Source organism: Lutimaribacter marinistellae (assembly GCF_042648365.1).
Lineage (GTDB): Bacteria > Pseudomonadota > Alphaproteobacteria > Rhodobacterales > Rhodobacteraceae > Lutimaribacter_A > Lutimaribacter_A marinistellae.
This window is the reverse complement of sequence record NZ_JBHRXI010000015.1, coordinates 23566-36227: the sequence shown is the minus strand read 5'-3', so window position 1 is coordinate 36227 and position 12662 is coordinate 23566. Positions and strand designations below refer to the sequence as shown.

Here is a 12662-nt window from a genome sequence, read left to right as displayed (position 1 = left end):
TCACTCCAGATCAGGATGCATGCAATGCCAGCCCGTCGCCGACTGATAGGCCACCCCTGCCCGCAATAGCAGCGCTTCGGACAGCAGCGGACCGACGATTTGCATGCTGGTCGGCATCCCGTCATCCGAAACCCCGTTCGGCAGGGTCAGCGTCGGCGAGCCGGAGAAATCGAACGGAGCGGTGTAGCGCAGAATGGCGTTCAGAACCTCCGGTTCTTCGCCATAGGTCTCCATCTGGGCAAGACTTGGTGTTCCGGTCGGCATGGTCGGGCAAAGCATGACATCGACGCCCGCCAGCATCGCTTCCAATGCCTGGCTGAATTCCAGCCGCAGGATATGGCCCCGGGCCACGTCCACACCGCGCGTCGCCAACCCTTCTTCGATCAATTGAACAAGGTCCGGGCCGTATTCGCCCGCTCTTGCGGGGTAGGTGTCGGTGTGGACATGGGCGGTCTCGACCGAGCACATCATGATCCAAGCAGCGACGAGGTCTTCATAGGGGGGCATGGTAACATCCACGATCCGGGCACCTAACCTCTCGAACGTGTCGATGGCCGCTTCCATTGCGGCTTTCACAGGTGCGTCGACCCCGTGAAGCGCATAAGCGGGGTCGATCCCGATCCGTATGTCACGCACCCCGTCAGACAGGGAAGCCATGTAATCGGGCACAGGCGCATCAAGCGATGTGGGATCTCTCGGATCGTAGCCGGCGATCGCCTGAAGAACCGCCGCACAATCGGCAGCGCTGCGGGCCATTGGGCCGACATGATCCAGCGACGGGGCCAGGTCGAACACGCCATGACGACTGACCCTGCCCCAAGTAGGTTTGAGCCCAGTAAGCCCGCAGGTCGCACAGGGAAAGCGGATCGAGCCGCCGGTATCGCTGCCAAGCGAGGCATAGCAGAAACCAGCCGATGTTGCGGTACCCGAACCGGTCGAGGACGACCCGACCCAGTAGTCCGGGTTGAGCGGATTGAGCGGCGTGGGAATGGAGGGATGATGACTGGTGTACGCTCCTTCGGTCATGCTCAGCTTACCAAGGATCACCGCGCCCGCCGTTTCAAGCCTGTCGACAACCGTGGCGTTGTGGTCGGACATGAACCCGTCGTTGACCGGCATGCCAGCCATGGTTGGCGCAAAGGTGGTGCAGCAAAGGTCCTTGACCGCGATCGGAACACCGTGCAACGGCCCACGGCTCCGCCCTTGCGCCAGTGCCGTGTCAGCAGCGTCGGCCTGCGCCAGCGCGTGCTCACGGGTGACTTGGATGTAGGACTTAAATCGTCCATCCAAGTCCGAAATCCGCGCCAACAGCACCTCGGTGACCGCACGAGAGCTTGTTTCACCCGCCCGCAGGGCGCGCGACGTTTCGAGCAGGCTTTGGTAATGCAAGGGTCGAGTGTCCATGATCTTCCTTTCAATACCCGAGATCGCACAGGGCACGTCCTTGGATCAGTTTCCGCGACTGTCCCTCATTTGTCCAATCGGCCGTGCATCATTTGGCTCTCCAAATCCGTTCTTCGCTTCGCGATTGGGCAACAAGCACCCCTTGTCGCGCACCATCCGCGTTGCGCGCTTGCCAAGAGGCGGCCCGGATGCTGGTATTGTTCCGTTAGGGAGAGCGTCGGCATGCAATGCAATCACACCATCCATAAGCATCAGCATCATTTCGGCTGGGATAACCGGCTGGATCCGGTTCTCAGCATCAAGCCGGGTCAGACCGTCGAGATCGAAACGATCGATGCTTCCTGCGGACAACTGGGCCCCGGCGCATCGCTGCTCGACCTCGAACGGCTCGACTTCGATAAGGTGAACCCGGTGACCGGACCGATCCATGTTGAAGGGGCCGAACCGGGCGATGCCGTAGCGGTGACGTTCCTCGATTTCAAACCCTCGGGCTGGGGCTGGACGGCGAATATTCCTGGGTTCGGCCTGCTCGCCGACCAGTTCCCGGATCCGGCGCTGCATATCTGGATGTACGATGCCGTTTCGATGGCGCCCGCCCTCTATGGTCCCGGCGGCAAGGTCCCGATGAAACCCTTCGCCGGGACAGTCGGTCTGGCACCGGTGGAACCGGGCGCGCATTCCATCGTTCCGCCGAGACGGGTTGGCGGCAATTTCGATATCCGGGACAATTGCGTCGGTACGACGCTCTACCTGCCGGTCGAGGTCGCGGGCGGCTTGCTGTCACTCGGGGATACCCATGCCGCGCAGGGCGATGGCGAGATTTGCGGCACGGCAATCGAAAGCCCGATGGTCGTGTCGGTCAAGATCGACATCATCAAGGATGCCCGCCTGCCCTTCCCTCGTTTCGAAACCAACGGGCCGGTAACCCGGCATTTCGATGCCAAGGGCTACAAGGTCACGACCGGGATCGGGCCTGACCTGATGCGCGCGGCGCGCGATGCGGTCTCGGGCATGATCGACTGGCTTTGCGCCACCACCCAAATGACCCCCGTGGACGCTTACATGCTGTGCTCGGTCTGCGGCGATCTTCGGATCAGCGAGATCGTTGACATGCCAAACTGGACGGTTTCGTTCTACTTTCCGAAGATCGTCCTCGATTGATCACCTGCTCGTCTTTTTGCTGGCAAGTTCCTGATGCAATATCTGCGACATGCGGAATTTCTGTGCCTTGCCCGTTGCGGTAAGCGGCATTTCGGAGTCGAAGCGGATATGGCGCGGCACCTTGAAACGCGCCATGCGGTCCCTGCACCACACCTGCAGATCCTCGGCGCTTAGCGATGCGTGAGGGCGCGGAATGATCCACGCCGCGACCTCCTCGCCGAAGCGTTCATCCGGAACTCCGAATACCTGCGCCTGCGCGATACCGGGATGGGTAAGCAGCACCGTTTCCACCTCGGCGGGATAAATGTTCTCTCCGCCCCGGATCAGCATGTCGCCGGCACGTCCCGTGATCTTGGCATAGCCATCCTCGTCGATCACACCGAGATCGCCGGTGTGCATCCAGCCGTCCTGCAAGACCTCGGAGGTCCGTTCCGGATCGCCCCAATACCCTTTCATCACCAGATAGCCGCGGGTTTGCACCTCGCCCTCCTGACCTACCGGCAGAACAGCGCCGTCCTTGTCGGTAATGCGCACCTCTACGTGGGGTCCAATCCGCCCCACGCTGGCAACGCGCCGCTCCAGCGGGTCGTCCGGCGCCGTCTGGAACGAGACCGGGCTGGTTTCCGTCATGCCATAGGCAATGGTGATCTCGTCGCAATGCATCTGCTGCATGACCCTGCGCATCAGCGGTTCGGGACATGGTGCGCCCGCCATGATGCCGGTACGAAGACTGCGCAGATCAAACCTTGCGAAATCCGGGTCGTCGAGCATGGCTGAGAACATCGTCGGCACGCCGTGCACGGCGGTACAGCGCTCGTCCTGCAGGGCGCGCAGCGTCGACCGGGCATCGAAGCCCTCGTCGGGGAACACCATCTTGACGCCATATGACGCGGCGGCGAGCACCCCGAGCACCATGCCGAAGCAATGATAGAGCGGCACTGGGATGCACAGCGCATCACCCGGCGCAAGCCGCATGGTGCGGGCGACCGAAATCGCGTTATTCAAGACATTGTGGTGGCTCAGCGTTGCGCCTTTGGGAGCGCCCGTGGTCCCGGACGTGAACTGGATGTTGATCGCATCATGGGGACCGAGGCCGACAGTGATTGCGTCCAGCCGCGCCCGTTTGCCGGACGTGCCCAGCGCCATCACCTCGTCGAAACGGTACATGCCCGCCCTGCCCTCGACGCCCAGGTGAACCACCCGGCGCAGTTCCGGTAAGGCGGCGCTGCGCAGGTTGCCCGGGCGGGCGCGGGCCAGTTCCGGCGACAATGCACGCAGCATCGCAAGATAATCCGCATCGCGGTGACCCTCTGCGGTGATCAGCGTGCTTACCCCTGCGGTGCGCAGGGCGTGCGCCAGCTCCTCCTGTTTATAGGACGGGTTGATGTTGACCATGATTGCACCAATTCGCGCCGTGGCGAACTGCACCAGAACCCATTGCGGGCAGTTCGGTGCCCAGATGCCGACCCGGTCCCCCTTGTAGACCCCGATGGCGAGCAGACCCGCCGCCAGTTGATCAACCTTGCGGGCCAGGTCGGCATAGCTCCAACGCACCCCGTGCCGCCAGAAGACGCACGCCGTCCGGTCGCCATGACGGCGACACACCTCCCCGAGAAAGCCCGGAATCGTCGCATCGAGCAGAGGGCGCTCGGTGCTGCCACGCACGTGGGACAGACCATCGATGGGCCGGGTCAAGTGCGCGCTCCCCCCCTGTTACATGTAGCGCCAGTCGCCGGCCTGCTCGAAAGCGCCCGCAGCGCGGTAAATCGTCGATTCCTCGTATCGGCGACCGATGATCTGCAACCCCACTGGAAGTCCGTCGCTCATCCCGCACGGCACCGACATGGCCGGGTGGCCGGTCACGTCGAAGGGCGCTGTGTTGGTGATCATCTCGAAGGCGCGCTGACACCACAATTCCAGCGAGGAATCCGCGGGCGGGATCGGCGGCGCCTTCATCGGCGTCGTCGGAGTGAGCAGCAGGTCATAAGAGGCGAAAACCTTGTTGAACTCATCCGTCAATTGCCGCGACAGGTTCTGCGCCTTGGAATAGTAGCGCCCACGAGTATGCTTGAGGTGATACTGTCCGATCAGCATCGAGATTTTCAGCGTGTCGGACAGCTCATCCGCGCGCGAACGCCAGTTTGAATGGTATTCCAGCAGCGAGGTTGTGTGCAGACCCTTCCAGCCGGTACCCATCCCGTTCCCAAGCATCATCTGCTGGGTCAGACCTTCCAGCGCGATGGGCGTCCAGATCGCCACGCCGTGCAGGTGCCATGGAACCGATATCTCGTCGACGCTGGCGCCGAGGCGGCGCAGTGTCTCGGCTGCGGTACGGACCTTGTCGTTCACATCCGCTTCGGCTCCGGCCTGCCCGAAACCCTCCTTGATCACGCCGATTCGCAGCCCGGACACCCCGCGCGACACGGCCGCGGTATAACGGTCAGTCTTGACGTCGTACTGGCGCGGGTCCAGCCCGTCCGCTCCGGCAAGAACTTCGAGCATGAGTGCATTGTCCATGACGTTCTGTGTCATTGGGCCCGCATGGTCGATGGTGGTCTCGATAGGCATGACCCCGGAATAGGGCACCAGCCCATGGGTGGGCTTCATTCCGTAACAGCCGCAGAAGGACGATGGCATCCGGATCGAGCCGCCCTGATCGCCACCGATAGCCATGTCGACCTCGCCCGCCCCCACAAGCGCGCCCGAGCCGGACGACGACCCGCCCGCCGAATGGCCGTGTTTGTGCGGGTTGTGGACCGGTCCTGTCGCGTTGGTGTGCGATCCGCCGGAAAGGCAGAAGTACTCGCAATGGGCCTTGCCAGAGATCGTTGCACCCGCGTCGAGCAGCCGCGTGACGATGGTCGCGTCAAGATCGGGGGTATAGCCTTTCAGCGTCGAGGCTCCATTCATCATGGGGACGCCGGCCACGCAGACGTTATCCTTGATTGCCACCGTCTTGCCCTGCAACGGGCCACGTGGGGCGCCTTTGATCTCGGTCTTCACGTACCAGGCATTCATCGGGTTTTCCTCGGGCGTGGGCCGATAACCCGAGGTGCGCGGGTAAAGCACGGGGGGCAGATAATCCGGCAGGCTGTCGACCACGTCATAGGCGTCGAGCGTGCCCTGCATCACGTCGAGGAACTCCTGGATGCGCGCGTCGGACATGTGCATGCCAAGCTCGGCGACGACTTCCTTCATCTGCGCATGCGTGGGGCGTTGGACAGTCATGTACGACATCCTTTCCGTCAGAGTGGCCGGCGCCATGTCCCGCGGGGCGGCGGGGCTGCGCGGCATTTCGGCCGATATGTCCGGGGCGGGTGCGGTCGCCGCCGCCCTACCCTTACCGGGCAGTTTCGGGGCATGGGCGGTGTGCGGGGCAACGCCCCCCGAGGCGCCAAGACCGGTGAATTCCTCGATCAACGCCGGGTTGGCGGTTTCCGATCCAGAAACCTCGCCGGCGATGGCGCCCTTCTGGATCAGCAAGACGCGGTCGGACAGGGCCGTGATGAAATCAAGGCTCTGTTCGACCAGAATGATCGAAATACCGATACGCTCATTGAGCGATTTCAGAAGATCGACGATCTCATCGATGATCGAAGGCTGGATGCCCTCGGTGGGTTCGTCGAGCAGGATCAGATCCGGATCCGAGATAAGGCACCGTGCCAGCGCCAAAAGCTGCTGCTCGCCCCCCGAAAGCGCACCGCCATCGCGGTCGAGCAGGCGTTCGAGCCGAGGGAAATCCTCCAGCACCTGATCAATGGCCTCCTGCTCATCCATCTGATGCGCAGCCACCCCCATGCGAAGATTGTCCCGCACGCTGAGATTGGGGAAAATACCCCGGCCCTGTGGCACATATCCGATCCCCAGCTGGGCACGGCGCGAGGACCGAAGCGGGATCAGGTCCTCGCCGTCGAAATCCATTACCCCGCCGTTGGCCGGCACGATTCCCATGATCGTCTTGAGCAAGGTCGTCTTGCCCATGCCGTTATGCCCGAGCACGCCGAGAATTTCGCCGTCCTGCACCTCCAAATCGATGCCATGCAGCACCGGGACGCGCCCGTATCCGGCACGCAGGCCCTTGATGGTCAGCAGCGCGCTCATGCCTGGCTTCCCAGATAGACTTCGCGGGCGCGCTTATCGGCCGAGATCGCTTCCATCGTGTCTTCCATCAGGATCTGCCCTTCATGAAACAGCGTCACCTGCTGCGAGATCATGCGAATGAACTGCATGTCATGTTCAACCACGATGAGCGCCGCGCTCTCGTTGATCTCACGGATCAGTTCCGCTGTACGGGCCGTCTCTTCGTGGGTCATGCCGGCGGCGGGCTCGTCAAGTAGCACCAGCCACGGCTCGGCAGCGATGACCATGCCAAGTTCGACCCATTGGCGCTGCCCGTGTGCAAGCCTGCCCACGACGTCACGCCTGATATCGCCGAGGCGAAGCCGTTCGATAGTGTCCGCAGTCAAAGCCGTTGCGCGGCGTGCACCGTGCCAGCGCCGGGCCGAAAGCCAGATGTTCTCAGACACTGACAAACCGTCGAACACGTTGGGGACCTGTGTCTTGATCCCCACGCCGAGGCCTGCCACCTCGTGTGGTTCGTAGCCGGTCGTCGTGTCGCCCCGAATCGTGATCTCGCCCGCCGTAGGTAAAAGCTGCCCGGTGAGGCATTTGAAGAATGTCGACTTGCCCGCGCCGTTCGGCCCGATCAGGCAGCGCAATTCCTTGTCGTAAAGCGTGAAATCGACCTGGTCGACCGCCCGGACGCCGCCGAAATGCATCGACAGCCCGCGCGTCTCGACGATCACCTCACGTCTGTCCCGCCGCCTGCTCATGCGTCTGCCGACCCTTGGGCGCGGCGGCTGCGTCCCCTGCGGCGACGGCTACGTGTCTTTGGCTTGCGCCGCGCCGCGTACCAGTCGACGATCGTCGGAGCGATGCCTTTCGGCACGAACAGCACGAAGAAGATCAGGATGATGCCAAGGACGAGGTTGTTGTTCAGCACCGTCTGCCCGCCCAGAGAGGCGGTCAGGTAGAACAGCCCAAAGGTCGCCACGATCGGCCCGATCAGGGTACCGCGCCCTCCGACGATAACCCAGATGATGGTCAGCGCCGCGTTGTAAAGGTTGAACACGTCCGGCGTGATCCGCCCGACCCCGTTGCAGAACAGAACCCCGCCGATCGCTGCAATCCCGGCGGAAATGGTAAAGATGCCCAGCTTGTAGAGGCGCGAGTCATAGCCAAGAAGCTCGGCGCGCAACTCGTTCTCCCGGATGCTGACACAGACACGTCCGAAATGGGTGGTCACCAGCCAGCCGCAGAACACGTAACAAAGTATCAGCGCGGCCATCGCAACGTAGAACACCTGCTCGGGGAAAAGGAACGATGACGAGTTCCACGGCAGGTTCAGAGGCGGCGAGGTGATCCCATTGAAACCGCCGAGAAGCGCATTGCCTATCTTGTATTCCGGCCCGGATGTGCGGCGGATCAAAGAAAAGAAGATCAGCGTCACGGTGAGTGTGATCACCCCGAGATAGACGTCCGAGACGCGCCCGAAGAACATGAAGTAACCCAGCAGCGCCGCAAAGGCCGAGGCGACCAGGATTGCCACGAGGATGGCCCATGTCGAGCCGCCGAAATTGATCGCGGCAATGGTGTAGGCATACGCACCGAGGCCGAAGAACGCGACCTGCCCAAAACACAGGATACCGCCATAACCCCAGACAAGTGCAAGGCTCAGAGCGAGTACGGCAAGTGCAATGGCCGTTGTCAGGTTGATGATCGTGAAAAGCTGCAGCACGTAAGGCGCGGTAAACATGAATACCAAGCCGATCAGCGCGAAGATCAGCACCGGGCGCATGCTGCGAAGGGTCGAGTTCGTGTTCATAGCGATTTGCGGAAGAACCGCCCGGTAATCCCGCGCGGCATCAGGCGCAGCAGGACGATGGCCGCGACCAGCAGGGCGACCTCACCCAGCGTCGGCCCTGCAAGAAACGAAAACACACCGTTGATGCCTCCAAGCAGCACTGATCCCGTCGCGGTTCCGGCAAGGATCGAGGCTCCGCCCGAAATCACGGTGATGAAAGCCTTGGCGATATAGGTCGCGCCGATGGTCGGCAGAACGCCGGTCACAGGCGCAAGCAGGCCCCCGGCCAGTCCCGTGACGGCGGCTCCCAGTCCGAAGGTGATCATGTAGATGCGCGAGGTGGACACCCCCAGCGCCGAAGACATCTCGGCGTTCTGCATCGTGCCGCGCGCGACCAGTCCGAGCTTGGTCAGTTTCAGCACCATGTAGACCGCGATGAACAGCACGATGGTCACACCAATCAGGAACAACTCGTACCCCGAGGCCGAGTATTCGCCGATGCGGATCGTGCCGAGCGGCGGGCTGATCGTCGTCGCGGTCGATGCGCCGAAGATCGAGGTCACGAGGCCGATCAACAAGAGCGAGAGGCCCCATGTCGCCAGCAACGTGTCGACCATGCGGCCATAGAGCCAGCGGATCAGCAACCGCTCAACGATCACCCCCATCACGCCCACCACGAGCGGTGCGAGGATCAACATCGCGATCCAGATATTCACCCCGGCATTGGTGGCCACAACGACCGTGTAGCCGCCAACCATCAAAAATTCGCCGTGGGCGAGATTGATGACGCGCATCATCCCGAAGATGATCGCAAGGCCGAGGCTGATCAGCGCCAGGTTCGCGATCACGTAGACGAGTTGAAACAGGACGGCGAGAACAAGATCCAAGACGGTCTCCCGGGAAAGGCCAGGACCGGTCCGGCTTGACGCCGGACCGGTATGCTTCGCTTACTTGATGCCCGCAGCTTCAAGCCCGTTTTCGAACAGGAAGGCGGACTGGTTCGGGTTGGCATTGAGGTCACAGACCAGCGCCGTATCGGCCGGAGGCTGCGCCTCGTAGCTTTCGACGATGTTCCATTTCTGATCTTTCAGCTCGCCGATATAGACGTTCATCGAGCAGTGGTTGGTCTGCGAGTCGATGGTCACCGTCCCGGACGGCCCATCGTAGCTCAGCCCCGAGCGCAGCGCCTCGATAACCGGTTCACGGTCCGCAGTATCTGCCGCCTTGACCGCCTCGGCCCAAAGCATCGCACCTTCGTAGGACCGGATTGCAAGCTCGTTCATCACCGGCGCATCATCCCCCAGCTTGGCCTTGAGTTTTTCAAGGAACGCCGCGTTCACCGGATTGTCGGCAGCTTCGAAATAACCGTATGACGCGAGAATGCCGTCGCCTTCCTCGGCAGAGATCAGGGTTTGCTCGTTCCCGACACCAAAAGTGGTCGATGCGATCGGGATGTCCTGCATCATGCCCGCGGCGGCGTATTGCCTGTAGAAGGACACGTGCGCGCCGCCCACCAGCGCCGAGATCACGAAGTCCGGCTTTGCGGTCTGGATCTTGTTGATGGTCGGGCCGAAATTGGTGACGTCCAGCGGGAAGAATTCGACATCGAGCGTCTCGCCGCCATTCTCGGCCACGAATTTCTGCATCCACTGCGCAGTGATCTGGCCATAGTTATAGTCGGCCGCCACGATATAGACCTTCTTGCCCCATTTGTTCATGGCATAGGGCACAACCTTTGCCACGGTCTGTGCCGGGGTCGAACCGGTGCAGAAGTTGTTGTAATCGCATACACCACCTTCGTATTGCACGTTGTAGAAATAGAGCGTCTGAAAGCGCGACAGCGTGGGCCGGATAGCCTCGCGCGAGGCCGAGGTGATCCCTGCATGTACCGTATGCGCACGGTCACCTGCCGCCGCCTGCGTGGCGTACTGGGTGTAGAACTGGATGGTGGACTGCGCATCATACAGCGTCAGTTCCACCTCGCGCCCCAACAGACCGCCGGCGGCGTTGATGTCCTCGATGGCCATCTTCGTCGTCTCGGCCATGGGTGCGCCGTAAATGTCGAGGCCGCCGGACAGGTCGAGAATTGATGCGAACTTGATCGCGTCTGTTTGCGCACGCCCGATCGTGGCGGGTGCGGCGAGTGTCAGAGCCGTTGTGCCAAGTACGAAATTTCTGCGGGAAATATTCATGGTTGCCATCTCCTGTCGGGGTTATCGAGCAAACGTGTCATGGCGTCAGCTCTTCTTGTCGGACGAGGTGCTTTCCGAGTCTTCCGAGGGCGCTTTTGCGCCGTCGCCTTCGAGCGGTGTGGTGATCCCACGCAGACCACCGCCGATATTCATGCCGACCTCTTCACCGAGCTTCTGAACGGCGGGCAGTTGCAGCGCCATGCCAAGGACCGAGTCGACCACCTGGTTTACAGTGGACTTGTCGCCGCCTGCCCCGCCGCCGCCTCCTGTTCCGCCGAACCCGGTTACTTGATTGATCCGTATCGTTTCGATCTTCTCGGCGGGTTTCATCATGCGCTCGACCACACTCGGCAGCGTGCGCAGGCGTGCTTCCTGCAGCTTCATGGCTATGAGTTCGGGGCTTTGCGTGTTCTCGGACGAGATGATTGCGGACCGGCCTTCGGCCTCTGCGATAAGCTTCTCCCGCTCCGCCGCCGCGCGGTCTCGCACGGCCTTTGCATCGGCCTCGGCCATGGAGATGATCGTGTCGGCTTCGGAGCGGACGCGCACGTCGTCCACTTGCGCCTGTTCGGCGGCGCGGATCAATGCAAGGGCTTTGTCGCGCTCTGCCGCGGCGGTCTCTCGCACTGTCTGCACGCGCTCCTCCGCTTCGGCCTCGCTGGCCTTGGCGAGAATTGCGTCGGCCTCTGCACGGGCCTCCTCCTCACGCTTCTTGGCGAGCGTCACGAGGTTCTCCGATTTCTTGAGGGCCGAGTTCAACTCGGACTCCAGCGACTGTCGGCGCAATTCCGTGTCGCGCGCGATTTCCGACAGGCGCACCTCGCGCTCGCGAGCGATCCGGGCAGCCTCACGGCGCTTTTCCGAAATGGATTGTTCTTCGGCGGTCTCGGCAGCCGAACGCGACCGGGCGATTTCGATCTCGCGCTGCTGCTCGATCATCGCCTCTTCTTCCTCGCGGGAAATGGTCAGTTTGCGCTTGGTCGCATCAAGCTGGCTTTGCCGCACGGACACGTCGGCATCGGCTTCGATGACCGCGCGCTCCTTCTTGTTCACCGCGATGATTTCCGCCAAGCGGCGCATCCCGAGAGCGTTGAAGGCGTTGTTCTCATCAAGCGCGTGAAACGGCGTCTGGTCGATCCGCGTCAAGGACACCGATTCCAGCATGAGCCCGTTTTGCGACAGGTTGTCGTTCAGCATCTCGCTGATTTCCTTGGCATAACGGGCCCTGTTATCCTGCAACTCATCCATCGTGTAGGAGGCAGCCACCGACAGCATCGCATCGACGAGCTTACCTTCGAGGATGTCTTCGAGGTCCGCAGCGCGGAAGGACTTGCCCGCCAGTGCCTGTGCCGCCGTCGCGACTCCCTCTTCGGTCGCTCGGACGCGCACGTAGAATTCCGCACCAATATCGACGCGCAGGCGGTCCTTGGTGATGATGGATTTCGGGCCGAGGCGATCGATTTCCAGCTTCGAGGTTCGCATGTTCACTTCGGAGACCTTGTGCAGGAACGGCAACGCGATACAGCCGCCATTGAGCACGACCTTTTGCCCGCCCATACCAGTCCGAACGACACTGATCTCGCGCGTGGCCTTGCGGTAATAACGGTTCAGAAAAAGAATGAGCAGGATGACTGCGACAACAAGCAGAACAACCGCGATAAACCACGCCATAGTCGACCCCCCATCGTGTAGTGCACGTTTTTCAACGAGTTCGCTTTAAGCGCGGCACGAACTTTAGCCCAAAGAGCAGCTTTGGCTTATTGTGCAGGTCCTTCACAACGGTAGGAAACGCGGAATTTCATTGTCAAGCTTTTACTTGAATTGTTTGCCTGCACACGAAACAAATGCGTAGAAACCGGGCGCGGGCCTGCCCCTGCGAATGTTGGAGCTCCGCCTTTCCGCACTGACCAAGGAGATAATTTTTGCCTTTTATTACAGATACATAGAGACAAGCACCTGACGGACAGCCTCGGACAAACAAACGAAAGCGAAGAGGTCAATTTAGTTTCAAGCGTCGAACTGATGCTTCTGGTCGGCGCCTT

Annotated in this window: 9 protein-coding genes; 1 reads left to right on the top strand and 8 read right to left on the bottom strand. The window is 61.6% G+C overall.

Annotation, left to right across the window (positions count from 1 at the left end; all coding sequences use genetic code 11):
* Window positions 1-1404: an amidase gene (locus ACFORG_RS13690; RefSeq protein WP_386736100.1), complete on the bottom strand. Its 1404-nt coding sequence runs from the start codon at window positions 1402-1404 to the stop codon at window positions 1-3.
* Between the two features lie 222 nt (window positions 1405-1626).
* On the opposite strand from ACFORG_RS13690, the gene ACFORG_RS13685 reads away from it, so the two are divergent.
* Window positions 1627-2565, top strand: a complete 939-nt coding sequence (locus ACFORG_RS13685) for an acetamidase/formamidase family protein (protein WP_386736099.1) — start codon at window positions 1627-1629, stop codon at window positions 2563-2565.
* Here the strand turns inward: ACFORG_RS13685 and ACFORG_RS13680 are convergent, their stop codons facing one another.
* Genes ACFORG_RS13680 through ACFORG_RS13650 form a run of 7 tightly spaced genes read right to left on the bottom strand, consistent with a single transcriptional unit; the run spans window position 2566 to window position 12291 of the window.
* Entirely contained in the window at window positions 2566-4260 is a 1695-nt protein-coding gene (locus ACFORG_RS13680) for an AMP-binding protein (RefSeq protein WP_386736098.1), read from the bottom strand.
* 18 nt (window positions 4261-4278) lie between these two features.
* On the bottom strand, window positions 4279-6666 hold the full coding sequence (locus ACFORG_RS13675) for an amidase (RefSeq protein ID WP_386736097.1): 2388 nt from the start codon (window positions 6664-6666) through the stop codon (window positions 4279-4281).
* A complete protein-coding gene (locus ACFORG_RS13670; RefSeq protein ID WP_386736096.1) occupies window positions 6663-7397 on the bottom strand; it encodes an ATP-binding cassette domain-containing protein in 735 nt (244 codons plus the stop codon). The genes ACFORG_RS13675 and ACFORG_RS13670 overlap by 4 nt, the downstream gene beginning before the upstream one ends.
* On the bottom strand, window positions 7394-8449 hold the full coding sequence (locus tag ACFORG_RS13665; RefSeq protein WP_386736095.1) for a branched-chain amino acid ABC transporter permease: 1056 nt from the start codon (window positions 8447-8449) through the stop codon (window positions 7394-7396). The genes ACFORG_RS13670 and ACFORG_RS13665 overlap by 4 nt, the downstream gene beginning before the upstream one ends.
* Window positions 8446-9315: a branched-chain amino acid ABC transporter permease gene (locus ACFORG_RS13660; RefSeq protein ID WP_386736094.1), complete on the bottom strand. Its 870-nt coding sequence runs from the start codon at window positions 9313-9315 to the stop codon at window positions 8446-8448. The genes ACFORG_RS13665 and ACFORG_RS13660 overlap by 4 nt, the downstream gene beginning before the upstream one ends.
* A gap of 60 nt (window positions 9316-9375) precedes the next feature.
* Window positions 9376-10620, bottom strand: coding sequence for an urea ABC transporter substrate-binding protein (locus ACFORG_RS13655; RefSeq protein WP_386736093.1), 1245 nt, complete (start codon window positions 10618-10620; stop codon window positions 9376-9378).
* 45 nt (window positions 10621-10665) lie between these two features.
* A complete protein-coding gene (locus ACFORG_RS13650; RefSeq protein WP_386736092.1) occupies window positions 10666-12291 on the bottom strand; it encodes a flotillin family protein in 1626 nt (541 codons plus the stop codon).
* Window positions 12292-12662: the final 371 nt, after the last annotated feature.

What these genes read in the sequence shown, in the direction of transcription:
- ACFORG_RS13690 (WP_386736100.1), bottom strand. Translation starts at nt 1,404, where the DNA reads ATGGACACTCGACCCTTGCATTACCAAAGCCTGCTCGAAACGTCGCGC.
- ACFORG_RS13685 (WP_386736099.1), top strand. Translation starts at nt 1,627, where the DNA reads ATGCAATGCAATCACACCATCCATAAGCATCAGCATCATTTCGGCTGG.
- ACFORG_RS13675 (WP_386736097.1), bottom strand. Translation starts at nt 6,666, where the DNA reads ATGAGCGCGCTGCTGACCATCAAGGGCCTGCGTGCCGGATACGGGCGC.
- ACFORG_RS13670 (WP_386736096.1), bottom strand. Translation starts at nt 7,397, where the DNA reads ATGAGCAGGCGGCGGGACAGACGTGAGGTGATCGTCGAGACGCGCGGG.
- ACFORG_RS13665 (WP_386736095.1), bottom strand. Translation starts at nt 8,449, where the DNA reads ATGAACACGAACTCGACCCTTCGCAGCATGCGCCCGGTGCTGATCTTC.
- ACFORG_RS13655 (WP_386736093.1), bottom strand. Translation starts at nt 10,620, where the DNA reads ATGAATATTTCCCGCAGAAATTTCGTACTTGGCACAACGGCTCTGACA.
- ACFORG_RS13650 (WP_386736092.1), bottom strand. Translation starts at nt 12,291, where the DNA reads ATGGCGTGGTTTATCGCGGTTGTTCTGCTTGTTGTCGCAGTCATCCTG.